Source organism: Halomonas sp. DP8Y7-3 (genome assembly GCF_019801675.1).
GTDB lineage: Bacteria > Pseudomonadota > Gammaproteobacteria > Pseudomonadales > Halomonadaceae > Halomonas > Halomonas litopenaei_A.
The window spans coordinates 1-23,898 of the sequence record NZ_JAHVIO010000005.1 but is presented as its reverse complement, the minus strand read 5'-3'; the positions used below and the strand labels follow the sequence as shown (position 1 = coordinate 23,898).

At 60.1% G+C, this 23,898-nt stretch carries 23 protein-coding genes and 1 pseudogene; 12 read left to right on the top strand and 12 right to left on the bottom strand.

The window, feature by feature from the left end; genetic code table 11:
* Positions 1–7 precede the first annotated feature (7 nt).
* From KUV86_RS08975 to KUV86_RS08965, 3 genes are read left to right on the top strand one after another with little or no spacing between them, the layout of a single operon-like run.
* The gene (locus KUV86_RS08975) at positions 8–940 is read left to right on the top strand and encodes a 3-keto-5-aminohexanoate cleavage protein (RefSeq protein WP_222484526.1); all 933 of its coding nucleotides are present in this window, start codon (positions 8–10) and stop codon (positions 938–940) included.
* A 54-nt stretch (positions 941–994) separates the two neighbouring features.
* Positions 995–1,522: a gamma carbonic anhydrase family protein gene (locus KUV86_RS08970; protein ID WP_222484524.1), complete on the top strand. Its 528-nt coding sequence runs from the start codon at positions 995–997 to the stop codon at positions 1,520–1,522.
* 37 nt (positions 1,523–1,559) lie between these two features.
* The gene (locus tag KUV86_RS08965; protein WP_222164315.1) at positions 1,560–2,564 is read left to right on the top strand and encodes a LacI family DNA-binding transcriptional regulator; all 1,005 of its coding nucleotides are present in this window, start codon (positions 1,560–1,562) and stop codon (positions 2,562–2,564) included.
* A gap of 31 nt (positions 2,565–2,595) precedes the next feature.
* On the opposite strand, the gene KUV86_RS08960 is transcribed toward KUV86_RS08965, so the two are convergent.
* Positions 2,596–3,060: an Lrp/AsnC family transcriptional regulator gene (locus KUV86_RS08960; protein WP_206944808.1), complete on the bottom strand. Its 465-nt coding sequence runs from the start codon at positions 3,058–3,060 to the stop codon at positions 2,596–2,598.
* A 136-nt stretch (positions 3,061–3,196) separates the two neighbouring features.
* Here KUV86_RS08960 and KUV86_RS08955 point away from each other — a divergent pair, with 136 nt between their 5' ends.
* The 3 genes from KUV86_RS08955 (at position 3,197) to KUV86_RS08945 (ending at position 7,144) form a co-directional block, all read left to right on the top strand.
* Entirely contained in the window at positions 3,197–4,237 is a 1,041-nt protein-coding gene (locus KUV86_RS08955) for a zinc-dependent alcohol dehydrogenase family protein (RefSeq protein ID WP_222484522.1), read from the top strand.
* A gap of 136 nt (positions 4,238–4,373) precedes the next feature.
* Positions 4,374–5,528 carry a M20 family metallopeptidase gene (locus KUV86_RS08950; protein ID WP_222484520.1) on the top strand — a complete coding sequence of 385 codons (1,155 nt, stop codon included), beginning with the start codon at positions 4,374–4,376 and terminating at the stop codon, positions 5,526–5,528.
* A 110-nt stretch (positions 5,529–5,638) separates the two neighbouring features.
* Positions 5,639–7,144, top strand: a complete 1,506-nt coding sequence (locus KUV86_RS08945) for an AbgT family transporter (RefSeq protein WP_206944810.1) — start codon at positions 5,639–5,641, stop codon at positions 7,142–7,144.
* Here KUV86_RS08945 and KUV86_RS08940 read toward each other — a convergent pair whose 3' ends face one another.
* The 5 genes from KUV86_RS08940 to KUV86_RS08920 all read right to left on the bottom strand — a co-directional run bounded on the left by KUV86_RS08940 (position 7,145) and on the right by KUV86_RS08920 (position 12,206).
* A complete protein-coding gene (locus tag KUV86_RS08940) occupies positions 7,145–8,041 on the bottom strand; it encodes a LysR family transcriptional regulator (protein ID WP_222164317.1) in 897 nt (298 codons plus the stop codon).
* 203 nt (positions 8,042–8,244) lie between these two features.
* Entirely contained in the window at positions 8,245–9,279 is a 1,035-nt protein-coding gene (locus KUV86_RS08935) for an Ldh family oxidoreductase (RefSeq protein ID WP_315900974.1), read from the bottom strand.
* A gap of 28 nt (positions 9,280–9,307) precedes the next feature.
* Positions 9,308–10,639 carry a TRAP transporter large permease subunit gene (locus KUV86_RS08930; RefSeq protein WP_222164318.1) on the bottom strand — a complete coding sequence of 444 codons (1,332 nt, stop codon included), beginning with the start codon at positions 10,637–10,639 and terminating at the stop codon, positions 9,308–9,310.
* Positions 10,636–11,151 carry a TRAP transporter small permease subunit gene (locus KUV86_RS08925; RefSeq protein ID WP_222239453.1) on the bottom strand — a complete coding sequence of 172 codons (516 nt, stop codon included), beginning with the start codon at positions 11,149–11,151 and terminating at the stop codon, positions 10,636–10,638. The genes KUV86_RS08930 and KUV86_RS08925 overlap by 4 nt, the downstream gene beginning before the upstream one ends.
* Before the next feature lie 86 nt (positions 11,152–11,237).
* Positions 11,238–12,206, bottom strand: coding sequence for a C4-dicarboxylate ABC transporter substrate-binding protein (locus KUV86_RS08920; protein WP_242520972.1), 969 nt, complete (start codon positions 12,204–12,206; stop codon positions 11,238–11,240).
* Positions 12,207–12,513: 307 nt separating this feature from the next.
* Between KUV86_RS08920 and KUV86_RS20080 the strand changes: the two genes are divergently transcribed.
* A complete protein-coding gene (locus tag KUV86_RS20080) occupies positions 12,514–13,113 on the top strand; it encodes a helix-turn-helix domain-containing protein (protein ID WP_206944815.1) in 600 nt (199 codons plus the stop codon).
* Between the two features lie 154 nt (positions 13,114–13,267).
* On the opposite strand, the gene KUV86_RS08910 is transcribed toward KUV86_RS20080, so the two are convergent.
* The 5 genes from KUV86_RS08910 to KUV86_RS08890 form a co-directional block, all read right to left on the bottom strand.
* The gene (locus tag KUV86_RS08910) at positions 13,268–14,572 is read right to left on the bottom strand and encodes an amidase (protein ID WP_222484518.1); all 1,305 of its coding nucleotides are present in this window, start codon (positions 14,570–14,572) and stop codon (positions 13,268–13,270) included.
* Positions 14,573–14,610: 38 nt separating this feature from the next.
* Positions 14,611–15,399: a sulfite exporter TauE/SafE family protein gene (locus KUV86_RS08905; protein WP_222484516.1), complete on the bottom strand. Its 789-nt coding sequence runs from the start codon at positions 15,397–15,399 to the stop codon at positions 14,611–14,613.
* A 72-nt stretch (positions 15,400–15,471) separates the two neighbouring features.
* Positions 15,472–16,365: an ABC transporter substrate-binding protein gene (locus KUV86_RS08900; protein ID WP_224908344.1), complete on the bottom strand. Its 894-nt coding sequence runs from the start codon at positions 16,363–16,365 to the stop codon at positions 15,472–15,474.
* Positions 16,366–16,526: 161 nt separating this feature from the next.
* Positions 16,527–17,360, bottom strand: coding sequence for an ABC transporter permease (locus KUV86_RS08895; protein WP_222484514.1), 834 nt, complete (start codon positions 17,358–17,360; stop codon positions 16,527–16,529).
* Complete coding sequence (locus KUV86_RS08890) at positions 17,357–18,199, bottom strand: ABC transporter ATP-binding protein (RefSeq protein ID WP_206944819.1); 843 nt, start codon at positions 18,197–18,199, stop codon at positions 17,357–17,359. The genes KUV86_RS08895 and KUV86_RS08890 overlap by 4 nt, the downstream gene beginning before the upstream one ends.
* A 378-nt stretch (positions 18,200–18,577) precedes the next feature.
* On the opposite strand from KUV86_RS08890, the gene KUV86_RS08885 reads away from it, so the two are divergent.
* The 5 genes from KUV86_RS08885 to KUV86_RS08865 all read left to right on the top strand — a co-directional run bounded on the left by KUV86_RS08885 (position 18,578) and on the right by KUV86_RS08865 (position 23,189).
* The gene (locus KUV86_RS08885; RefSeq protein ID WP_222164321.1) at positions 18,578–19,288 is read left to right on the top strand and encodes an IclR family transcriptional regulator; all 711 of its coding nucleotides are present in this window, start codon (positions 18,578–18,580) and stop codon (positions 19,286–19,288) included.
* Positions 19,285–20,235: a formimidoylglutamase gene (gene hutG / locus KUV86_RS08880; RefSeq protein ID WP_222239458.1), complete on the top strand. Its 951-nt coding sequence runs from the start codon at positions 19,285–19,287 to the stop codon at positions 20,233–20,235. The genes KUV86_RS08885 and hutG overlap by 4 nt, the downstream gene beginning before the upstream one ends.
* A gap of 174 nt (positions 20,236–20,409) precedes the next feature.
* Positions 20,410–21,615 (top strand): sodium/glutamate symporter, encoded by a 1,206-nt coding sequence (gene gltS, locus KUV86_RS08875; RefSeq protein ID WP_206944822.1) that lies wholly within the window; start codon positions 20,410–20,412, stop codon positions 21,613–21,615.
* A 190-nt stretch (positions 21,616–21,805) separates the two neighbouring features.
* Positions 21,806–21,997 (top strand): hypothetical protein, encoded by a 192-nt coding sequence (locus tag KUV86_RS08870; protein ID WP_222484512.1) that lies wholly within the window; start codon positions 21,806–21,808, stop codon positions 21,995–21,997.
* 226 nt (positions 21,998–22,223) lie between these two features.
* Entirely contained in the window at positions 22,224–23,189 is a 966-nt protein-coding gene (locus KUV86_RS08865; RefSeq protein ID WP_261397592.1) for an AEC family transporter, read from the top strand.
* Positions 23,190–23,436: 247 nt separating this feature from the next.
* Here KUV86_RS08865 and KUV86_RS08860 read toward each other — a convergent pair.
* Positions 23,437–23,898: pseudogene (locus KUV86_RS08860) on the bottom strand (aldehyde dehydrogenase (NADP(+))); the annotation flags it as partial.

Genomic DNA, 23,898 nt, shown 5'->3' with positions numbered 1-23,898 from the left:
CACGGAAATGGCTACAAAACGCAAGGTCATCATCACCTGCGCCGTCACCGGCGCCATTCACACCCCGTCCATGTCTCGCTACCTTCCCGTCACCCCCGAGGAGATTGCCGAGGCAGGTATCGCCGCCGCCGAGGCTGGCGCGTCGGTGCTGCATTTGCATGCCCGGGACCCCAAGGATGGCAGGCCGACCCAGGATCCGGCGATGTTCGAGCGCTTCCTGCCACGGATCAAGAGCTCCTGCGACGCGGTGATCAATCTGACCACCGGCGGCAGCCCCCATATGACGGTGGAAGAACGTATGCGCCCCGCCATGGAGTTCAAGCCTGAGCTGGCGTCCATGAACATGGGATCGATCAACTTCGGCCTGTTCCCGATGCTCGATCGCTACAACGAGCTGACCCATCAGTGGGAGCGCGATCACCTGGCCAATAGCCGTGACCTGGTGTTCAAGAACACCTTCGCTGATATCGAAAAAGCCATGACGCTTGGCGATGCCAATGGCACCCGCTTCGAATGCGAGTGCTACGACATCGGTCACCTGTATTCGCTGCGCAATCTGCTCGACCGTGGTGTCGCCAAGGGCCGCGTCTTCGTCCAGAGCGTGTTCGGTATCCTGGGTGGCATCGGGCCGCATCCTGAAGACGTCATGCACATGCGCCGCACCGCAGACCGCCTGTTCGGCGATGACTATGAATGGTCTGTGCTGGGGGCCGGCAGCAGCCAGATGCGCATTGCAGCGCAAGCCGCTGCCATGGGTGGACACGTGCGCGTCGGTCTCGAGGACTCGCTGTGGCTTGGGCCGGGCAAGCTGGCCGAGACCAATGCAAGCCAGGTGACCAAGGTCCGCGAGATTCTGGAAGGCCTGTCTCTCGAGGTGGCCACACCCCACGAGGCGCGCCAGATGCTTGGACTCAAGGGCGGGGATCAGGTCGGGTTCTAGGCTTGGCCCACCGTTGAGCATGCCAATATCAGCACCCGCATAAGGAGATGGGTTGTGACGCTTTATCGACTCGGGGGCGCGTCCCCCGATATCGCCGCCGACGCCATGGTGATGGACGAGGCGACCCTGATCGGTGACGTGCAGCTGGGAGCAGACGTGAGTGTCTGGCCAGGTGCCGTCCTGCGTGGCGACAATGCCCCCATCCTGGTAGGCGCCGGCAGCAACCTGCAGGATGGCTGCGTGGTCCACACAGACCCCGGTGAGCCGGTGACCATTGGCCAGCGTGTCACCATTGGTCACCTGGCCATGTTGCACGGCTGCCGAATTGGCGACGAGGTGCTGGTCGGCATGAATGCTACCATCCTCAACGCAGCGGTGATCGGGGAGCAGAGTATCGTTGGCGCCGGAGCCCTGATTACCTCCGGCAAACATTTTCCCCCACGATCGCTCATCCTCGGCAGTCCCGCCAAACGCGTGCGTGAGCTGACCGAGGAAGAGGTCGAGTCGGTGAAGACCAACGCTCAGGTCTATATCGACAAGATCGCCACCTATGCTTCTCTGGAGCGTATTGAGCCGGCGTGAGCGCCGGCAATACAGTCACCCGACAAGATATGCCTCGATGAAAAAGAAATCCGTCACCTCCCGCGATGTCGCCCGCCTGGCCGGTGTCTCGCAGTCTGCCGTCAGTCGCACCTTCTCTCCCGAGGCGAAGGTATCGGAAAAGACGCGCCGGAAGGTCATGGAAGCCGCTCGAGAGCTCGGCTATCGCCCCAATACCATCGCGCGCTCCCTGATCACTCGCTCCAGCAGGACCATCGCCGTCGTGGTGTATAGCCTGGAGAATCCGTTCTACAGCTTCATGCTCGAACAGGCATCACGGTTCTTTCGGCAGCAGGGCTATCACCTGCTGCTGTTTTCTGCCCCCGCCAGCGATGGCTTCGATGCCGTGCTGGAAGACATTCTGCGCAGTCAGGTGGAAGGCATTCTCATGCTCGCCATCACCATGACGGAGGAGCAAGCCGCCGTGGTGTCCGACTACGAAATCCCCGTGGTCATCATCAACCGTACCGTGGACTATGCCGGCATCAGTCAGGTGGCCTGCGACAACTATCAAGGGGGCTACTGGGCGGGCCGACACCTCGCTTCACAAGGCCACCGTCGCGTGGCGTACCTGGCGGGTCTTCCCGCCACGTCTACCAGCTGCCAACGGCAGGCGGGACTGGAAGAGGGTCTGGCAGCGGCAGGCCAGACACTGCATGCCTGCGACGTGGGCAACTATCAGTACGCAGACGCCTGTCAGGCGACTCGCCGCCTGTTTACCCACCCCACTCCGCCCGACGCCCTGTTCGCCGCCAACGACCTGATGGCCATCGCGGCCATGGAGGTGCTGCAGAGCGAATTTCAGCTGCGCATCCCACAGGACGTATCGATCATCGGCTTCGATGATGTGCCCATGGCCGCCTGGCCCAGTCACTCCCTGACCACTCTGCAGCAACCGGTACAGACCATGATCATGCGCGCCACCGAACTCCTGATGGCCCAGATCGATCACCCGGACACCCCTCCGCAGCAGCTGACCCTGCCGGTGACGCCGATGCTCCGGAGCAGCGTCCGGCGCGCATGACGCGCCAGGTCGCCAGTGCACTCCGCCGTGTCTAGCCCAGCGGCAGCCGGTTGGTGGACTTGATTTCCCGCAGGGACAGACTGGAGCGAATGTTGGTGACGCCCGGCAAGCGCCGCAACACGCGCTCGATGAAGTCACTGTAGTCCTCCAGGTCTCGAGCGACGACCATCAGCAGGAAGTCATCATCTCCGGTCGTATTGTGGCATGACAGAATATTCGGGCTGTCGATCACCACCTTCTCGAACGCCGCCACCGTGGTGGCGTCATGGGCCATGCAATTGAGTTGAACGAACGCCATCACCCCTAGCCCGAGACGCTTGCGATCAAGCGTTGCCTGATAGCCTGAGATAACGCCGTCTTGCTCAAGACGCTTCAACCGTCGCCAGCATGGTGTCTCGCTCAATGACAGCGCCTCGGCAAGACGCGCATTGGTGATTCGACCGTCCTGCTGCAACAGATCAAGCAGCTGTAGATTTTTCCTGTCCAGCCCACTCACGCAATGTTCTCCCAATAAACCTTGTAGAAATAAAAGATACTTTCCACATTGCGGGCTCTCAAGAAAATATAGCAAAGCAATTCCTGGCCAACGCTCTAGCATGGAACGACACATTCAGCCTTTGCGAGAGTCGATCATGCGTGCCGTTGTCATTGAAAAGTTCCAGCAGTTACCCAGTGTTCGGGTGGTGAAGGATCCTGCACCAGAGCCCCATGGCGTGGTCGTCAAGGTCGAAGCGGCTGGGCTGTGTCGCAGTGACTGGCATGGCTGGATGGGCCACGATGCGGATATCACCCTCCCCCATGTCCCCGGCCACGAGATGGCGGGTGTCGTGGTCGCCGCCGGCAAGGACGTCACGCAATGGAAAGAGGGCGACCGTGTCACAGTGCCCTTCGTCAGCGGCTGCGGGCGCTGCCACGAGTGTCGTGCAGGCCATCAGCAAGTCTGCCACTCGCAGTTTCAACCGGGCTTCACTCACTGGGGGGCCTTTGCCGAATACACCAGTCTGCATCACGCCGACCTCAACCTCGTTGCGCTGCCAGAGGACATGTCATTTTCCACCGCCGCCAGTCTCGGCTGCCGTTTTGCCACAGCCTTCCGCGCAGTGGTGGATCAGGGGCGCGTGTCTGCCGGTGCGTGGGTCAGCGTGCATGGCTGTGGTGGCGTCGGCCTGTCTGCGATCATGATCGCCTCGGCGCTTGGCGCCCGGGTCATCGCCATCGACATCACGGACGGCGCACTGGCGATGGCCAAGAAACTAGGCGCCGTTGCCACGATCAATGCCTCGCAAAGATCGGATGTGGTGGAAGCCATTCAAGACATCAGTGCCGGCGGCGCTCACCTTTCCTTTGATGCCTTGGGCACTCAGGTCACCTGCAGCAACTCGATCATGGGACTACGTACCCGAGGCCGACACGTACAGGTTGGGCTGCTGGCTGGGGAGCACCGGGCACCGGCGATCCCCATGCACAAGGTGATCGCCGAGGAGCTTGAACTTGTCGGCAGCCACGGCATGCAGGCTCACCGCTATGACGCCATGCTGGGGATGATCCAGCAGGGGCAGCTGAATCCATCGCTGCTGGTGGGTGATCGCATCACGCTGGATGACACTCCCGCCCGGCTCACCAGCATGGATCAGTTCAAGGGGGTGGGCGCTACGGTGATTGATCGTTTCTGACACGCCACAACTGTTGACCACCAAGCAACAATTGCATGCCTGTTGACCGCTGCATCCGTGACGCTGATTCCCCTACCTTGGCACTGCTCAGCGACGTCAAGCGTCCATGGATCATCGTCAACAACAAGGACCCAGCATGTTCACCGCGCAACAGGTCAACGAGAGTGTGGCACTGCGACAGGATCTGCATCGCCATCCCGAGCTCAAGTTCGAGGAGCACCGCACCGCCGCGATCGTGGCATCACGACTCAAGGAGCTCGGCTACAAGGTCACCGAGAACATCGCCGGGACGGGCGTCCTGGCGGAACTGGATACCGGGCGCATCGGGCCAGTGATCGCCTTTCGGGCCGACATGGATGCACTGCCCATCCAGGAGGCCAACACCTTTGACCACGGTTCACGCCATCCGGGCCTCATGCATGCCTGCGGCCATGACGGCCACACCGCCGCCCTGCTGCTGGCGGCCGAAGCCATCATCCAGCGTCGAGACGCTCTGTGCGGCCACCTCAAGCTGATCTTTCAGCCGGCCGAGGAAGGTGGCAATGGTGCCGCGCGCATGATCGAGGAAGGAGTCCTCGACAATCCCCGCGTGTCCGCCATCTTCGGCTATCACAATCGCCCCGGCTTCCCCGCTGGCCAAGTCTTCGTCAAGCCAGGACCGGCGATGGGGGGCAATGACACCTTCCGCGTGACCATCAAGGGACGTTTCGGGCATGCCGCCATGCCGCACCTCGCGGTGGACCCGATCTACGTCGGCGCCAGTATTGTCCAGCAGCTGCAGGGACTGGTGGGACGTCACAAGTCTCCGCTCGAGGCCGGGGTCATCACCGTCGCGGCCTTTCATGCTGGAGAGGCCGCCAATGTGATTCCCGGCGAAGCCGAACTGGTCGTCAATATCCGCAGCGATCGCGCCTCATCCCGCGAGGCCTTGGCCGGACAGCTCGAACGGGTGGTCGACGGAGTCTGCAGCGCCCACGGCGCCAGCTTCGAGATGTTCCACGAGCACCAGATTCCGCCGTTGGTCAATGACCCGGAATGGGCTGAGAAGGTTCTTACTGCGGCAAAGGAAGCGCAGGTCAGTGACGACATTCAGCAACTGGACTACATGCCTACCATGGGGGCAGAGGACTTTGCGTTCTATCTCCAGCAGGTCCCTGGCTGCTTCTTCTTTGTCGGTAACGGTGACAGTGCCTACCTGCACAACGAGCACTACGACTTCAACGACCAGATCCTGCCGGTCGCAGGCGGCACCTTCGTGGCATTGGCGCAACACCTGATGCAAGCGAACTAACAGCGGCCCCTACCGGTGCCGGCGGTAGCAGAACAGACACCATCGACAACATTCTGTTGCTGTGTCCGCGAGTGAACGTTTCAGACAACCTCATAACAAGGTCAAGAGCCATGCAAGCCGTCCTCAGCTCCATTGAGCGTGTAGGCAACAAACTGCCTCATCCCTTCATTCTGTTCACCATCCTGGCTGCCGTGGTGGTGGTGGTCTCTGCCATTCTCGCCACCTTGGGCGTGTCGGCGGTCAACCCGCAGACGGATGCCGTGGTCCACGTGCGAAGCCTGATCTCTGCAGATGGACTGGAATTCATGCTGACCAGCGTCGTCAGCAACTTTGTCAACTTCCCGCCCCTGGGCCTGATCCTGGTGGTGATGTTCGGTATCGGTCTCGCCGACAAGGTGGGCTTGATGTCGACCCTGATGCAGGTCAGCGTGGCCAAGGCGCCGCCGTCGCTGCTCACCTTCTGCGTGTTTCTGGCGGGCATCTGCGGCAGCATCGCCTCGGATGCCAACTACCTGATCCTGATTCCCCTGGCCGCCATGGTCTACTACTCCGTCGGTCGGCATCCGATTGCCGGTGCGGCCGCCGCCTATGCAGCGGCTGGGGCGGGCTTCGACGCCAGCCTCTTCATCACGGTCGGGGATGCGCTGTTCGCCGGTATTACCACCGATGCGGCGAGACTGGTGGATCCAGAGGCGTACATCTCTCCAGTGGACAACTACTACTTCGTAGCCTGCTCCGTGTTCGTGCTTGCCACGGTAGGCACCTTGGTGATCGACAAGGTGATCGAACCGCGGCTGCAGCGGACCCTGCCGCTTGGCAAGGACTTTACCGCTGAGGTGGAGACCCACGAACTGAGCGCCGACGAGAAGCGCGGTCTCAAGCGTGTGGGACTGACGACGCTGGTCTATCTGGCCTTGGTACTGCTGGCCGTGCTGCCAGAGGCATCGCCTCTGCGCAACGATGAGGGCGGACTGATCCCGTCACCGTTCTTGAAGTCGCTGGTACCGCTGATGTTCGGCTACTTCGTCGCCATCGGTCTGGTCTACGGCATCGCGGTGGGCAAGATCAAGACCAGCCGTGACGTCCCGCAGCGCATGGCCGAGGCGGCCAGCGAGCTGGCTCCCACGCTGGTGCTGTTCTTCGCCATCTCGCAGTTCATTGCCTACTTCAAGTGGTCAGAGTTGGGACAGTTCATTGCCATTGAAGGCTCCAACATCCTGCAGAGCACAGGCTTCACCGGCCTGCCTCTGGTTGGCGCCTTCATCCTGATGAGTGCCGTGCTCAACGTCTTCATGACCAGCGGCTCGGCCCAGTGGGCACTGATGGCACCGGTGTTCGTGCCGATGCTGATGATGATCGACTTTGACCCGGCCTTCGTGCTGGCGATGTTCCGGATTGGCGACTCAAGCACCAACATCATCTCGCCGATGAGTCCCTACTTTTCGGTCGCCCTGGTCTACATGCAGCGCTACAAACCGGATATGGGGCTGGGAACCCTGATTGCCACGATGTTGCCCATGGCGATCACCTTCCTGCTGACCTGGAGCGCCTTCCTGATGTTCTGGCTGACCATGGGCTGGCCGATCGGACCCGGGGTCTACATGATGGCAAGCTGATCACTGCATCGCCAACATCACCTTCCACAGATAGCTGGCAGCCGGCGACAGCCGCCTGCCGGCTCTGCGCACCAGATTCCCCTGACTCGCCCTGGCCATGGGGTGGTCGATGGGAATGGCGACCAGCTCTCCCGCTCGCACTTCTCGGCCTGCTGCCGCAGCGGTCATGAATGCGACACCAATCCCGGCACAGGCCAGGCGTCGAGAGATCGAATGCAGATTGCAGCGGTATGAGGGCGTGGCCAGCAATCCTGACGCACGAAAAATCGCATCGACAAAACGCTGGGACCCGGACTCGTCCGGCAGGAAGATCAACTTGTGCTGAAGCAGCTGTGTGACGCTGACAGCATCGTACTGCGCCAGCGCATGCTGTGGAGCCACCAGGGCGCACAACGCCCCTCGCTCGAAAGAGTGCACCACAAGCCTGGGGTCGGATACCGGCCCATAGGTGACCGCAATGTCGACTTCATCATTGGCGACCATTTCATGTGGTTCTCGGGGGTAGTAGATGCCCGTGCGAATATCGATCAACACATCGGGAAACTGCGCCGCCACCCGCTGCATGACATGGCGAATGAAGCTATCGACGAAGCCATCTCCCACCGACACCACCACCTTGCCACGCTGAAGGTTGCGCAGCCGGGACAGCGTATCACCGAGTTCCGAATGCAGCCGACGCTGGGCCAGGTAGCTCTCTTCCACAAGCTTGCCGGCCTCTGTCGGCACCACGTGACGGCCCTGCTTTTCCAGCAGGGCCATGCCTAACTCCTGCTCGAGGCTTCGCACCTGGCGGCTGATCACAGAAGGATTGACATGCAGATGCTCAGCCGCTGCGCGAATCCCCCCGCAACTGCAGACCTCGTGCAGATACAGCGCTCGCTTGTCCAGTAGATTCATAGGTGTCAGTCGGAAGGTGGGCAGGCATGCGGGCTACCGCATGCCTGGTGGCTTAGGCTTTGTCCGAAAAGTCGACGAGCGAAGGTTAGACAAGGCAAAAATCGGTGAGAAAGCGCAGTTTACTAGGTGTAAATGAGCACTTTGAGCCGATTTTTAACGCCGTATCACCAAGCGCAGGCACTTTTCGTACAAGCCCTAGTTCATCAAGAGTTCATCAAGGCATGGATATCGTCGAGCAGTGCCTGGGACACCCAGGCACCGCGTTGGGCGCTGCGTGCACGCTCCTGATAGCGGCGCTGGGCGGGCAACCGAGCCCCCTGTCCTAACATCTGCTCGAACAGTTGCTCTGCCCTGCCCATGTCAGCGGCTCCCGCTCCTGTTCGGGCCGGATCAATGGCGATGATCAACTCCCCGTGGAAGGGCAACCCACCACGCCCATCGTCGTGATCCGTTGACTCAAGGCTCATCAAGTCACCAATCATCGGCCCGGCGATCAGCTCGACCATCAGTGCCAGCGCCGACCCCTTGTGGCCACCGAAGGGCAGCATCGCACCATGATCCAGCACTTCCGCCGGATCGGTACATGGCTGGCCATGTCGGTCTACGCCCCAGCCTTCCGGAATCGCATCGCCGGAGCGACGGTGAAGCTCAATGTCACCCCGGGCAATGGCACTGGTGGCAAAGTCGAAGATCAGCGGTGGCTGCCCCTGCCGCGGCCAGCCAAACGCCAGCGGGTTGGTGCCGAACAGGGGACGCTTGCCTCCATGGGGAGCCATGTACGCCTGGGTCGGGTTGCAGGCAATGGCCACCAGCCCTGCCTCGGTCAGTTGCTCGAGCTCTACCCACAGGGCGGTGGCATGGACGCAACGCTGAATGGCCATTACCGCGATGCCACCCTGCCTGGCCTTGTCGATCAGAGGCGGCAGACCCAGGTTGAAGGCTGCCGGCGAAAATCCACCGTCAGCATCCACCCTGACTACCGCCGGGGCCAGGTCCTCGACACGCGGCTGTGCATCCGCGACAGCCGCGCCTTCACGTACCGTCGCGGCGATGCCGAGCAAGCGGTAAAGCCCATGGGACTGGCAAGCGTCCCATTGCGCCGCGACCAGGGTGGCCCCCAAGGCCTCGGCCTGGGCGGCGCTGAAGCCATGCTGGGCCAACACGCTGCGACATAGCGACATCATGGCCTCCCGCGTCAGATAGGCCCCCTCTGAACTGGCGGCGTTAGTGTCCTGCATCAGCGACTCTCCTTGGAACATGATCGGCCTACTTCCATGACGGCCCACTCAGCTGATCAGGCAACCACAGCGCCAAGGAAGGGAAGGCCAGAACCAGCGCCAACACGATCAACTGTACAACGATAAAAGGAATGACCCCGGTGTACATATGCTTGAGCGTAACCTCGGGTGGCGTGATCGCCCTGAGATAAAAGATGGAAGGAGCCAGAGGCGGCGTCAGGTAACTTGTCTGCATGACCACCAGGAAGGCAACACAGAACCATATCTCATCGAACCCAAGTGCCCGCACGATCGGCATGGCCACCGGTATCACGATCAGTACCACTGAGATCATGTCCAGCACGAACCCTGCCAGGAAGGCGATCAGCAGAATCATGCCGAGGATCATCCAGGGGCTCAGCCCGGTATCCATCAGCAGCGACTGCACCGTGGCCATGCCACCGGCGGCGAAGAACACACCGGCGAACATATTGCCCCCCAGCACGATCAGTAGAATCATCGCCGAAATATTCAAGGTCCGCTTGGCCGAGTTCCACAGCACGTCCAGGGTCAGGTTGCGATAGGCCAGCGCCAGCACCACCGAACCCAGCGCGCCACAGGCTGCCGCTTCGGTGGGGGTCGCGATACCCAGCAGGATCGTGCCAAGCACAGTCACGATCAGTGCCATCGTCGGCAGCAGCGCGCCAAAGGTGACCTTGAGCTTCTCCCCCAGGGTCGCGCTCTCACCCTCTGTTGCCGACATGCGAGGCGCCATTTCTGGCTTGAGGTACGCCACCAGCACGATGTACAGCAGGAACAGCAACGCCATCAGGAATCCGGGAAACATCAGCCCACTGAACAGTGATCCCACCGACACGCTGGCCACAGGCCCCAGTACCACCACAGTGATGGAGGGAGGGATCGCGGTGCCCAGGGAGCCACTGGCGCAGATGGTGCCCGACATCAGCGATTTGCTGTACTGATGCTTGAGCATCACCGGGATGGCCAGCAGGCCGATCACCGCCTCGGTCGCGCCCACTACCCCACTCGCTGCTGCAAACAGCGTGCCCATGATGACCGCGCCCACGCCGAGTCCGCCAGGCAGGCGCCGGGTCCAGAAATGAATGGCGGTGAACAGCCGCTCCGCGATGCCTGAACGCTCGAGCATCGCACCCATGAAGATAAACAGCGGGACCGCTGCGAGAATCGAGTTGGACGCCGTGTCCTCGATCTTGGTCAACAGCTGGTAGGCAGCAGCATCGCCAAACTGCATTACCCCGAACAGCGTCGCTACCACAATCATCGAGAAGGCAATCGGGAAGCCGGCAATGATGAAGCCAATCAGCGCCGGAAACATCACCAGGGCAAGATAATCACTCATTGGGCGCCCTCACTCTCGGTTGCCTGACCTTTCCATGCAGCAATCGCCTTGAACACTTCGGCCACGACCTGCAGCGCCAGCAGCAGAAAGCCGAGCCACCAGGTCAGGAACACCGGCCAGATCACCGGGTTCCAGGCCGACCTGCCTGAGCGTTCATTGGATAAAAGCGCTTCGTGAGCGTATTGGCCAAGCTCCCACACCAGCCAGGCCAGAACCGGCAAGAACACGGCATAGCCGATCAGTTGCACCAGGGCATTGGTGCGCCTCGACCAACGCAGCGTCATCAGATCAACGCTGACGTGCTGCCCCTGTCGCAGCGTATCAGCCATGCCCAGCATGAAGATGGCCCCCATGACCATGTAGCTGACCTCGAAGGCCCACAGGGTAGGTTGTCCCAACACATAGCGGCTGAAGACCTCGTAGACCAACGCCGCTATGAGCGGAAAGGTCAGCAGAGCACCTAGCCCTCCTGCCCAGCGCGTCAGCCGCTCGATCGCGTGAATAAGCGTCATCTTGAATTGCCCAAAAGTAGGAAGTCAGAACAGGAAACGGCCCGGAGGAAGGGACCATCCCCTCCTCCGGGCCGCCAGCAACGATGTCAGTCCCGAGCCATGGCTCCGATCGGCAGACGGTACTGCTGCCAGTTGGTCATGCTGGCCTTGAACTCACGCTGAGATTCAAGCACTCGAGCAAACCATTCGTTGCTCTCGGCGTACTCATCTTCCCACTTGCGGGTCTCCGCGTAGATGGCGTCGATAAAGTCTTGATCCAGCTGCACGATCTCGTTCGGACCGTCCACCAGTTCCTGGTAGGCCTCCAGGTCTGCATAGGAGCTCGCGAGCCAGGAGTCAAACACACTGAGCTTGCCGGCAAGACGCAGCAGCTCCTGCTGTTCGGCGCTCAGCGCGTCCCACGCCTCCTGGTTCACCTGACATTCCAGGAAGCCACCAGACTGGTGAACGCCCGGCAGCACCACGTACTGAGCCACATCCTGGAAGCCCGTTGGCTTGTTCATTTCCGGACTGCCCCACTCGGCAGCATCAATCACGCCGCGATCCAGGGCGTTGTAGATCTCACTGCCGGCCATGACCACCGTCGAGGCACCCAGGCGTGAGGCGATCTCAGCCCAGGCCCCTGACGTGCGCAGGCGCAGGCCCTGAAAATCCTCCAGCGTTTCGACCTTCTTGTTGGAGTGAAGGAAGATCTCGGTGCCAAGAATGGAGCACGGGAAGGCCACCACATCGAAGACATCACGGCGAAACTCTTCATAGAGTTCCACGCCGCCGCCCTCGTACATCCACATCATGAATTCTTCCGGCGTGAGGCCGCTGGAGTGACCGGCCAACAACGCCGCCGTCGGATCTGTGCCGTAGTCATAGTTGACGTAATTATGGCTGACCTCGGCGACCCCGGCCTTGACGGTATTGGTCACCCGCAGCGCGCCACCCAGGGTGCCACCAGGAAACACCTCGATGGAAACATCACCCGCCGTCAGCTGATTGACATAGTCGGCGAAGGTCTGGGCGTCCCGCTCCAACCACGGCCCGCCACCCCATGGGGTGGCCATTTTCCACTCCATCGGTTCGGCAGTCGCAGACAGGGAGACACTCGCGAGGGCGGCGGCAACAGTCACGCTGCCAGCCAGTCGGTTCAACTTATACATTGTTATCCTCGTTGGATTTCTTATAGGCGTACAGGAGCGCAAGGCAATGCCCAGCCGGCGTTGTTATCGATCGGCAGACACTGCGTATTAAGCATCACTATCGTGATTGAGCATTGCATATACGCAATTTTCAGTCAAAATAAATGAAAAAGACCAACAATCAACGCTCCTCCCCCATCATCAAGGACGGCAGGAGCCGCCGGAGACCTGCATGAGCGAGACCTCCACGCCACCCCGGCCCCATGAGAAAGCGCGCAAGGCCGGATCCATCGGTGACAACCTGAAAGCCCTGCGCGGCGAACGCCAGCTGACCATCGCTCAGATGGCCCAGGTATCAGGCACATCCGCCGCCAGCATCTCGCGGATCGAGAACGGCAGGCTTTCGCCCACCTACGAAGTCATCGTCAAGCTGGCCAATGCACTAAATGTGGATGTCGGCGAACTCTTCTACTACCGCGAGCGCCGTGCGCTCAGTGGCTGGCGTACGCTGACTCGCTCAGGCCAGGGAGACATTGTCGAGACTCCCAACTATCGTTTTGAATTGCTTTGCAGCGACATGGTGTCGAAGGACTTTCTGGTGTTCTCGACCACGGTGTTGAACACCAGCATTGATGAGTTTGGTGAGCTTCAACGCCACGCCGGGCATGAACAGATCGTGGTCCAGGAAGGCGAGGTCGAGGTGTGGACCGAACACTACGCCCCGACACGCCTCAAACCAGGAGACAGCATGTCCTTTGATAGCCAGATGGGACACGCCGTCATCTCGACAAGCCCCGCCCCCGCCCGCATCCTGTGGATCTGCAGCACCTGACCCAAGGCATCATCCGTTCGGCGCATCGCGGGGCAAGCGTTTTTCTCCCGTTGCGATAACGGCCTGGCAGACATGTACCCGCTGACAATGTCCGCCAGAGAGATCGCCAGAGAGACGGCCGCTGTGGTAAAGCCGTTGACCTCGTCAGCCACCGTCAGACTGGCGCGATGCCCTCAAGCGCATGGGGCTGACCCTCACTGGCTTGCGCTACCAACGCACCAGCCATGGCCAGCAGCTTCTCATCCGCCCAGCGGTCCGTGATCAACTGCACCCCGATCGGCATGCCCTGGCTACCCTGTCCGATGGGCAGGTTCAGGCAAGGGACGCCCAATAGCGTCCAGGCGCGGCAGTAAAGGGGGTCCCCTGTCGCGTCGATGCCCAACGGCGCTTCGCCTGTAGCACTGGCTGCCAAAATGCCGTCGACCTGAGTCGTCAACACCCGCGACAATGACTGGCGAGCCGCAGCCGCGCGGCGCATGGCATCACGGTAGCGCGACCAGCCGATAGCTCGGCCTTCCTCGATCAATTCGACCAGCTTGGGCCCCATCTGGTCCGCAAAGGCGGCATACTCACTTGCCAGCGTCCTGGCTGACTCGTAAGCCATCACCACCTTCTGCTCCTCCACCAAGCATTCGATATCGCTGCCCAGCGCCAGAGGAACGATCTCTGCCCCTGCGTGCCTCGCCATGGCTTCTGCCTCAGCGAGTACCCGCTGAACATCCGTGCTCATGGTCGTGGCCGAGGGCAAACTGAACACCCCGAGGCGCAGCCCCTTCAGGCTGCTCGCCGGGCGGATGCTGTCCGCTCCCGTCAAACTCGAGAACACGGTGCTGACATCCTCGACGCTACGCGCGAACCAGCCGATGGTGTCCAAAGATGGCGCGAAGCCGCGGACACCGGCGGTGCTGAGCGTGTTGAAGGTGGGCTTGAAGCCGTAGACACCGCAATAACTCGCAGGTCGAATCATGCTGCCAGCTGTCTGTGTACCAAACGCGACGGGCACCATACCGGCGGCCACCGCCGCTGCCGAGCCACTGGAAGACCCTCCTGGCGTGCGCGAGGTGTCATGGGGATTGCGTGTCTTGCCCGGGGTGAAATACGCGAATTCGGTAGACACTGTCTTGCCCATGATCAGCGCACCCTGCTGCTTGAGCAGCGACACCAGAGACGCGTCAACCAGCGATTCAGACGAACGAAGATACCCCCCCGTGCCCCATGCCGTAGGGTGGTCCCTCGTATCAATGATGTCCTTGATGCCTACCGGGACACCGAACAAAGGCCGGCCAGACAGCGTAGGGTCGAGTGGGGGAGGTTCTGTGGCCAGCGCCTCCCAGGCCCTTACCTCGGGCTCGACACGCTCAATCTGCGCTACGCACTGATGCCACCAGTCCAGTCCGCTCGCCGCAGCTCCCCGGTGGTTCTGGTGAAACGCGGTAATGCTCTTCGGTGCAGTCGGCATCCGATATTCCTTAGTGTAAGTCACTCGTTGAGGCATGGTCAGAGCACCAGGGTGATCCCCACCACCACCATGACCAGGGCAAATAGCGTTCGCAGTCGCTCAGGCGACAGGTAATGCGCCAGCTTGGCGCCGCACCTGGCGGCCGGCACGCTGAACATGGCAACGCCTGCAAAGGCAGGCCAATAGAGATAGCCGAGACTTCCTTCGGGTAGGCCCGCATGGCCAAGACCCGTCATCATGAAGGTCAAGGCGCCGACGAGGGCAATGGGCAGCCCGCAGGCGGCCGAGGTACCAATCGCATGGGTCAGCCCTGCGCCATTGCGGGCAAGCCAAGGCACACTCAGGACACCGCCACCCACGCCAAACAGTGCGGAGAAGGTACCGATGGTGGTGCCGGCAGCAAACATTGCCGGCCTCCCCGAGACGTGGGCTTTCTCGCTTACCCTCTTGGAAAGCAGCATGTGCGCTGCAAGCAGGAGCATGAACACACCGAAAAAGCGCTCCAGCTGACGACCATCCAAGTGATCGGCGACCAAACCGCCAAGTACCGCACCGCACATCAGCCCAGGTAGCATCAGCACCAGTAGCTCCCGCGATACAGCTCCTTTTTTCCAGTGTCCAAACGCTGAAGAGGCACCAGTCACCACGATGATGGCCAGCGATGTGCCAATCGCGAGATGCATGATGAGAGCCTCATCAACGCCCTTGAACGCCAGGGCCGAGGCAAGTGCAGGCACGATGATGACGCCTCCACCGATGCCAAAGAGTCCCGCGGCAAGCCCAGCAACCCCACCCACTGCACAGAAGAACAACAAGGCCGCCAGCATGATGTCACCCTCCTCTGACTCAGCGCGGGTCGCAGCGCGGGCTTTTGCGATCCGCGCTGCGACACGCTGGTCCTAGTTCACGGCCTTGATCGCGAAAGAGTCATCCACGATGTCTTCGTAGTACATCTCCCCTTCGATGTTGCCGACAAACTGCTGCATCTCGATAGCGTTGTTGAACGCGTCCTCGGTAATCGTCACGCTTTCCGGATAGACGTTGTTGTCGATCATCCTCTGTACCGCAGCATCGACCACCTCGCCAGAAAGGTCACCGAACTCCTCTCGGGCCACGGCCTTGGCCACGTCAGCGTCGGTATGAATCAAGGCCAGCGAATCATTGATGGCATTGACGAAGCGCAAGACCAGATCTGGATTATCATCAATCATTTCCTGGGAGGTATTGATGGTCGAGAACGCATACTCGGGATAGTCATCAGTGAAGGCATGGATAATCTCCAGTCCCTGGGAAATGCCCTGCTCCACCTGCGGTTGATATGCGACAGCGATATCACCACGACCGGAAAGCACAGGCCCAAGCTCAGAGCCATTCTGTACTTCTGTTATCTGGACCTCGCCGTCCACCCCGGCATCTTCGATCAGACGCTTGATGAGCGTATTCGACGTACCTGGCGCCAACCCGACCACGACCTCCTTGCCGGCCAAGTCTGCGGGCGAGCTATAGTCGAGGTCGGGACTTGCCAGTACCCACACCGGTGCACTGTTGGCTACCGCACTGATGGCTTTGCCGCTCCCTCCCTGTTCCTGGGCAAAGCCAACATGCTCTGGACCGTGAACAGAAAACTGAGACTCCCCCGCCAGTACCGATGCCAATGCCGCTGGCCCCGATCCGGCTGAGCGCACGACAGGCACGTCAATGTTGTACTCATTGAAAAGTCCTTCGTGCTTGGCCACATATACCGGCAAGTAGAGTAGGGAGTGGAAGGCTTCGTTGATGAGGATTGTGTCCATCTCCTGAGCGTGTGCCTGGAAAGAGGACATACCAGCAACAAGACCGAGACCCACCATCATTTTCTTGGAGCAGAAGAAAGCATTCATACTGATTTCATTCCTTGTCGTTATTTTTTCAACAGTATCACTGCAGCATCAACGACCTGCGTCGTTATCACACCTCACCTCGCGTGGTCCCAGGGAAGCAACCGCTTTTCCACTTTGGACACCACCACATAAAGAGCAATGGCGACCATCATGAGTACGATAACGCCTACCCAGACCACGTTGAGGTTAAAGAGATTTCCCGCTACAAAAATCATTCGACCCAATCCACGGTCCGATGAGATAAACTCACCACCAATCTCGGCGATTAGGGCAAAACCAATATTCAAGCGGAAGGCAGAGATGATCCACGGCAACGTTGCCGGAGCCACGACTTTCGTGAACACTTCCCGCCGGGAACCTCCTAGCGATCTCATCAGATTAATCATATTTCCATCAATCTGGTGGGTTCCCTGATAAGCGGACAGCAGAGCCACGACAAAGGTGGCTACGAATGCCAGCATGATCTTTGAAAACATGCCGGAGCCAAACCAGATGATGATCATCGGGGCCAAGGCGATTTTAGGCAGCCCATTCAGCGCAACCATAAACGGGTCAATGATTCGGGCAGTGGTACGCGAGAACCAGAGCAACAAGCCACAGATCGAGCCAAGCATGCTACCCAGCAAGAACCCCGCAATCGTGGCAGACACGGTCGCCAGGGTATCGTCCAGTAGCTGACCTGACTGAAGCAGACGAAGCGCTTCTTCGGCAATCCCGGATGGCGACCCCATCAAGAAGGGATTGATCCAGCCAACGCTGACTCCCACTTGCCACAGCGCCACGAGCAGAGCTATCCCTGCACCACGCCATAGATTGTCCGTCAGCAGCACCGATCTCTTCGGTGCTTCACTGATGTCTTTGTTGCTACCTGCCTGAATCCTATGGGTAAAGGTCTGAGCATCGCTCATGCGGCACCTCCCGCGACCTGGATGTCCAAATCCTCCCAGATCTGATCGAAAAGGGTCTGGTATCGAACATCACTGCGAGCCTTGAGGCACGAGCCAAGCTCACGGGACAACCCAACGTCATACACCTTTTTTACGGATGTTGGGCGCTTGGTCATCACTGCGACGCGGTCCGACATGGCGATAGCTTCGCCAATATCATGGGTAATCAGGACCACGGTTTTCTTGTGTTCCTTTAGAATCGATACGATCTCTTCCTCCAGAACAAGCCGCGTCTGGTAGTCGAGTGCCGAAAAGGGTTCATCCAGAAGAATGAGGTCAGGCTCGGTAATGAGCGTGCGGATCAACGCCACCCTCTGACGCATCCCCCCAGAAAGCGTACCCGGATATTGATCAGCAAAGTCCGCCAGACCATAACGAGACAAGTGATCCTTGGCCATTTCATAGCGACGCGACTTTGACACTCCGCGAACTTCCAGTCCAAGACATACGTTATCGATGATAGTTCGCCATGGAAACAGAAGATCACGTTGCAGCATGTAGCCGATTCGTGCGCCACAATGAGGGTCTCGCCCACTGAGTTCAATGACACCATCCGTGGGCTCAAGCAGGCTGGATATAATATTGAACATCGTGCTTTTCCCACACCCACTCGGGCCCACGATGCTGACAAACTCCTCCTTTTTTATATCCAGAGTAATATCTCGGATCACTTCGACAGCGCCACCGTCAGAGCTGTGAAATGTCTTCCTCACACCTTGAAGGGAAATCACACTTTCTCGACTTGGCGGGGTCGACTCAAGGTCTTCCGTAGAAAAAGCACGCACAGCTGGGGCGTTCATCTACTACCTCCTGAGCAAGGTCAGAGTCTTGAATTATGTATTTCTTATTAGGCATTTACGGTGCCACCCGGAAATTTTCCTTTTCCAATCAAAGCAATAATTAGCATCAGGGCACAGCAAATGTCAGACAAAGCAGGTGAAATGTGCACCTGTGGTGCACTGCAGCGCTGGCATTGCACCAGATCTGCCAATACCGGTGGCGACACCTCGCGCTCCTCTTCCTTGCGCTGCGTCGCTGCTCCTTGAAGGCGTTTCGCCTCGCTGCTGCACGCCCTAAGTCAAACTAAAGTCTAGGGCTTGGCATTCTCATAAATTGATAACAGTGTTTCTTAAGTAATCCTTTTGCCATATACCATTTATCAAAATACGAGGTACGCCATGACTCCTTCCGACCGCATGCTGGCACTGCTTTGCTGCCTCGCCAATCAAGGCGGTGCCATGACGGTGAAGGCGCTAGCCGCTCAAACTCAGCAACCCACGTCCACCGCTTATCGTCACCTGCGTCAGTTGCTGGCCTGGGGAATGGTCAGTGAGCGGGAAGGTGGGACCTATGCCCCAGGCCCGCAGGCTGTGCGGCTGCAGCAAGGCTTTGAGCGTAGCAACGACTTGCTCAAGTGGGCGCGCCCCGTGCTAATGGAGCTGACCGACCTCACTGAGGAAGGGTCGGCACTGCTGGTGCCCGTGCGCGATCATGCGCTGTGCGTCGACATGATCGACAGCTCACAGCCATTACGCTGCTGCTACCACCGCGGCCAAGTTCAGCCCCTGCTGAAAGGCGCCAGTGCCCGTGCACTGCTTGCGTTCATGAGTGACGAGGAAAGAGCCATGGCGCTGGCGTTACGAACGCCAGAGGAACAGAGCGACGCACTCACAGGACTCGAGCAGATACGTGCCCAGGGGGTCGCCACCAGCCTAGGTGAGATCGACGGAGGCATCTGGGGTGCCAGCGCCCCAGTCTTCTCCGCTCGCGGCAAGCTCAAGGCTGTCGTCAGTCTGATGGCACCAGAGGCTCGAGTTCGCCATAAGACCGCCTGGTTGGCAGACCAGGCCCGCAATAGTGCGCTTCGACTAGGAGAACTACTGGAGTGACGAGTAGCAGCAAGTGTTCACAGACCCCATGGTCCTGGCATGGGCGAATCGACAGCGAAGAGATTGGCCAGTCACTACGCTGGCATCAAGTCGTGCGTCCCGTCGCCGAGGCCTCAGCACCTGGCCGAGTGCTGGTGGGCTTCTGCTCGGATGCGGGAGTTGCCCGCAACAAGGGTCGCACTGGAGCAAGTGAGGGCCCCCTGGCCATCCGGCGTCAGCTGTCCAACCTGGCCTTTCATCTCCACACTCCGGTGTACGATGCGGGCGACATCCGCTGCCACGGTGATGAACTGGAACATGCCCAGCGGGCCTTCGCTGATCAAGTGACGGAGTTGCTGGACCAAGGGCATCGGGTCATTGGCCTCGGCGGAGGACACGAAATCGCCTTTGCCAGCTTTTCCGGACTCCTGCAGCATGCCCAACAGCGTCAGTCCCCCCCGTGGATCGGCATCGTCAACCTGGACGCACACCTCGACTTGCGCCAGTCCAGCGTCGCCAGCTCCGGTACGCCGTTTCGACAGTGCGCAGAGCTATGTGCCGAGCAGGGCGTCGAGTTCCGCTATACCTGCCTGGGAGTGAGCCGTGCGAGCAACACTCAGGCGCTGTTTGATCGTGCAGAGGCGCTGGGCGTCGATTGGGTCCTGGATGAGGACTGCCGTTCTATCAGTAGCCCTAGCGTCATGGACGCACTGGATCGACTGCTGTCCCAGGTAGACATGGTCTATCTGACCATTTGTCTGGACGCTCTTCCCGCCTGGGTCGCTCCTGGCGTCAGCGCGCCATCCGCCAGAGGTATCGAACTGTCCTTCATCGAGGACGTCATCGATCACCTGTCGTCCCGCACTGAGCTGCCGGTCGTGGATGTCGCCGAAATGAACCCGAGCCTGGATAACGACTCCCGCACCGCTCGAGTCGCCGCGCGATTGATCGAGCGACTGGCCCGCTGATCTCAGCGCCGATCCTGCAAGGCGCAACGACGCCATACCGAAACGACAAACGACAAGACAACACCCTGCCATGGTGGACGTCCTGCCAGCCGCCCCGGCAGACGCTGACAAGGGAACGCCACCGGCCTTCACTCCGCTGCCTCGAAGCAGCACAAAAACCGCTGGAGCACACTCATGCACATTACTCTCGATGCTGTGGCCACCACAGCATTGGCCTTGCTGTTACTTGCCACAGGCGCTGGGCTGAAGCGTCGTCTGAACTGGCTAGAGCATTTTTGCGTTCCCACGCCGGTCATCGGTGGCTTTGGCTTCGCCCTTCTCGCGTGGCTGCTGCGTGACATGGGGATCGTCACCTTCGAGCTCGATACCGCCATGCAGAGCCCACTGATGATTGCCTTTTTCACCACCGTAGGACTAGGCGGCAGCCTTGCGCTACTGAAAAAGGGGGGCAAGGCGCTAGGTGTCTATCTGGTGGCTTGCTGGCTACTGGCGCTGATGCAAAATGGGGTGGGTATTGGCATGGCCAGCCTGCTCGGCCTGGACCCTCTGATCGGGCTTATGGCCGGCGCCACTTCGCTTGAGGGCGGGTTCGGTGCTGCCGCTGCCTTCGGTCCCGAAGCCGAAGCCCTGGGTGCACAGGGCGCTGCCACTGCGGCGATTGTGTCGGCGACCTTCGGGATGATCGTCGGTGGCGTGATCGGCGCCCCTATCGCCCGCTGGATCATTGACCGTCGCCAACTGCCGCTGGTCAGCGAAGACGTCCATGACCTGGAGCGTCTTGCCGAAGCTGAGCGCCCGACCCAGGGACAGCTTGACGGCCGTGTCCTGTTGAACGTGCTGGCCGTGGTCGTACCGGTCATGGTGCTGGGAGTCTGGTTCAAGGGTCTGCTGTCCAGTCAGCTCGGTATCATCTTGCCAAGCTACGTCGGCGCCATGTTCGTGGCGATCCTGCTGCGTAACCTCAACGATCGCTTTCAATGGATCAGCCTCCCGGACAATGCCCTATCCAGCGTAGGGGACGTCGCACTGGGCATTTTCCTGACCATGGCGATGATGAACCTGAAGATTTGGCAGCTGCAGGAGATGGGCGGCCCGTTGCTGCTGATACTTCTGGTCCAGACGCTGGCCATTGTCATGCTGGCGATCTTTGTCCTGTTCCGCCTGCTTGGACGCAACTATGACGCGGCCGTGCTGACAGCGGGCTTCATCGGTCATGGCCTCGGGGCCACCCCAAACGCGGTCGCCAACATGAGCGCCGTCTGCGATCACTATCGCGTCATTTCCCATAAGGCCTTCATCATCGTTCCCTTATGCGGAGCGGTACTGATCGATATCGTGGCCATTCCGGCCATCACCTGGTGCCTGAATGCCTTTGCCTGATCAGCTACAGCAGGCGCCTGGGCTGACCATGCCGAACAGGGGCTGGCCAACGGCCCCGTAAGACCAAGGCACCCAAGGGCTGAAGAGGTTTAAGAGAGCCGAGAGACCAGGAGAGCTAGAGATAGCAGCAGCGATGGCGGCCAAAGTCGTGTTAAATTTACCTTATATGGTTTCTCAGGACTGACGCCCCATGTTCAAGCCCCTTCTGATCTGCTTCACGGCGCTGTTTGCACAACTTGCCCTGCTCCACTGGGTCGACGTGCGAACCACCCAGGCTCCGCCAGCAGCCACCCCGGTGGCGACGGTAACCACCGTCACCACCCGGGATGATGACCTCAGCGAAAAAAGTGACGAAAAAGCGACTGACACCCAGGACGCTTGAAGCGCATTGATCCGGCCTGCCAGGCACCTTATCTGGATGCCTCGGCGGGCTCCTGCCAGTGGCTTGACGCTCGCCCTGGCGACCCGCTCTCATGGGACGCCCAAACAATCAGCCCGCTCTAACGACACGCCCTAACGACCCCCCTGCCCTGCAAGGCCTCCAGAAGACTCCGGACGATATCCTCTTTTCCCGAGACAATTAATCATACATAGTATTTAAAAGCACTTTGTCGACGAGGAGTTCTGTCATCGATCTGCCACTACTGTCCACCACCCTCGGCGTCAGTCTGCCGGTCTTTACCATGGTATTCATCGGCGCAGTCCTCAGGCGCCTGGGTTGGATCGACCAGTCCTTCGTGAACACAGCGTCAAGCCTGGTATTTCGGGTCACCATGCCGACACTGCTGTTCCTGAGTCTGTTGCGGGCCACCCCGGGGGATGACCTCAAGCTCGGGCTGGTAGCGTTTTATCTGGGCATCTCTGCGGTCATCTTCTTTATCATCTGGGCCTGGGCCCTGTGGCGCTGCCCCAGGGAGGACCGCGGGGTCTATGTACAAGGCGCCTTTCGCGGAAACTGCGGTATCGTCGGTCTTGCCCTGTCGGCCAACATGTACGGCAGCACCGGGCTATCACTGGGCAGCATCATGGCCGGCGGCATCATTATCGTAAACCTGGTCATGTCAGCTATCGTGCTGTCCGTCTACAGCCCCGTCGTCAGCTCACGTCCGCTCGATATCCTCAAGGACGTCGCCACCAATCCGCTGATCATCGGTATCGCCGCAGCTCTGCCGCTGACCTACCTGCACGTCGATCTGCCTAGCTGGCTGATGACGTCAGGCGACTACCTGGCTTCTCTGTCGCTGCCGCTGGCCTTGATCTGCATTGGCGGAAGCCTGAGCATCAAGGCCGCCAGGGAAAGCGGAGCCCTGGCCCTGTCCGCAAGCCTGTGGAAACTTGTACTGATGCCAGCCATCGGCGTTGGCCTGGCCTTGGCAGCAGGCTATCGAGATACCGAACTTGGCATGCTGTTCCTGTTCCTGGGCAGTCCTACCGCCGCCGTTGCCTATGTGATGGCTCGCGGCGCGGGTGCCAATGAACGCCTCGCTGCCAATATCATCATGCTCAGCACCCTATTGAGCATCGTCACCATCAGCCTGGGGTTGCTGCTGCTGAGTGTTTGGCGCTTGATCTAGACGCTCAGCACATGCCAGTGGCACGCTATTGGTCACTCGCGATGAATTGACGCCACACTTGCCATAAGAAGGGGCACCAGAAGAGCCGCAATCTGGCGCACGACATCCCAGGCAACCTCACTGAATAAGACACTTCTGGCGCTTCACAAGATGGCTCCTATGCCAAGGCCATGAAAAAGCCCGGTGATAGTATCACCGGGCCTTGGTTACCTCTTGAGGGATAGGGATAGTGCCAGCTAGATCCGCATCAGGACTCGCGCTTGCCATCCACCAGACGACTGAGCTTGAGCGGGTTGCCGTCTTTCAGCGCATCAGGCAGCAGGCTGTCGGGCAGGTTCTGGTAGCACACCGGACGCAGGAAGCGGTGAATGGCAGCGCTGCCCACGGAGGTGGTACGCGAGTCCGAGGTCGCCGGGTAAGGGCCACCGTGAACCATGGCGTGGCATACCTCGACACCGGTCGGCCAGCCGTTGGCCATCACTCGGCCAGCACGACGCTCGAGGATCGGCAGCAGACCACGGGCGGCGTCGACGTCGCCATCGTCCATCTGCAGGGTGGCGGTCAGCTGGCCTTCCAGACCCTCGGCCAGGGCCTTGACCTCATCGAGGTCGGCACACTGCACCACCAGGGAGGTGGAGCCAAACACTTCCGCCTGCAGGGCGTCATCCTTGAGGAAGTCCTGGGCGTCGGCCACGAACAGCCCTGCCTG

What these genes read in the sequence shown, in the direction of transcription:
- KUV86_RS08975 (WP_222484526.1), top strand. Translation starts at nt 8, where the DNA reads ATGGCTACAAAACGCAAGGTCATCATCACCTGCGCCGTCACCGGCGCC.
- KUV86_RS08965 (WP_222164315.1), top strand. Translation starts at nt 1,560, where the DNA reads ATGAAAAAGAAATCCGTCACCTCCCGCGATGTCGCCCGCCTGGCCGGT.
- KUV86_RS08955 (WP_222484522.1), top strand. Translation starts at nt 3,197, where the DNA reads ATGCGTGCCGTTGTCATTGAAAAGTTCCAGCAGTTACCCAGTGTTCGG.
- KUV86_RS08950 (WP_222484520.1), top strand. Translation starts at nt 4,374, where the DNA reads ATGTTCACCGCGCAACAGGTCAACGAGAGTGTGGCACTGCGACAGGAT.
- KUV86_RS08945 (WP_206944810.1), top strand. Translation starts at nt 5,639, where the DNA reads ATGCAAGCCGTCCTCAGCTCCATTGAGCGTGTAGGCAACAAACTGCCT.
- KUV86_RS08940 (WP_222164317.1), bottom strand. Translation starts at nt 8,041, where the DNA reads ATGAATCTACTGGACAAGCGAGCGCTGTATCTGCACGAGGTCTGCAGT.
- KUV86_RS08935 (WP_315900974.1), bottom strand. Translation starts at nt 9,279, where the DNA reads ATGCAGGACACTAACGCCGCCAGTTCAGAGGGGGCCTATCTGACGCGG.
- KUV86_RS08930 (WP_222164318.1), bottom strand. Translation starts at nt 10,639, where the DNA reads ATGAGTGATTATCTTGCCCTGGTGATGTTTCCGGCGCTGATTGGCTTC.
- KUV86_RS08925 (WP_222239453.1), bottom strand. Translation starts at nt 11,151, where the DNA reads ATGACGCTTATTCACGCGATCGAGCGGCTGACGCGCTGGGCAGGAGGG.
- KUV86_RS08920 (WP_242520972.1), bottom strand. Translation starts at nt 12,206, where the DNA reads ATGGCCACCCCATGGGGTGGCGGGCCGTGGTTGGAGCGGGACGCCCAG.
- KUV86_RS20080 (WP_206944815.1), top strand. Translation starts at nt 12,514, where the DNA reads ATGAGCGAGACCTCCACGCCACCCCGGCCCCATGAGAAAGCGCGCAAG.
- KUV86_RS08910 (WP_222484518.1), bottom strand. Translation starts at nt 14,572, where the DNA reads ATGCCGACTGCACCGAAGAGCATTACCGCGTTTCACCAGAACCACCGG.
- KUV86_RS08905 (WP_222484516.1), bottom strand. Translation starts at nt 15,399, where the DNA reads ATGCTGGCGGCCTTGTTGTTCTTCTGTGCAGTGGGTGGGGTTGCTGGG.
- KUV86_RS08900 (WP_224908344.1), bottom strand. Translation starts at nt 16,365, where the DNA reads ATGGACACAATCCTCATCAACGAAGCCTTCCACTCCCTACTCTACTTG.
- KUV86_RS08895 (WP_222484514.1), bottom strand. Translation starts at nt 17,360, where the DNA reads ATGAGCGATGCTCAGACCTTTACCCATAGGATTCAGGCAGGTAGCAAC.
- KUV86_RS08890 (WP_206944819.1), bottom strand. Translation starts at nt 18,199, where the DNA reads ATGAACGCCCCAGCTGTGCGTGCTTTTTCTACGGAAGACCTTGAGTCG.
- KUV86_RS08885 (WP_222164321.1), top strand. Translation starts at nt 18,578, where the DNA reads ATGACTCCTTCCGACCGCATGCTGGCACTGCTTTGCTGCCTCGCCAAT.
- gltS (WP_206944822.1), top strand. Translation starts at nt 20,410, where the DNA reads ATGCACATTACTCTCGATGCTGTGGCCACCACAGCATTGGCCTTGCTG.
- KUV86_RS08870 (WP_222484512.1), top strand. Translation starts at nt 21,806, where the DNA reads ATGTTCAAGCCCCTTCTGATCTGCTTCACGGCGCTGTTTGCACAACTT.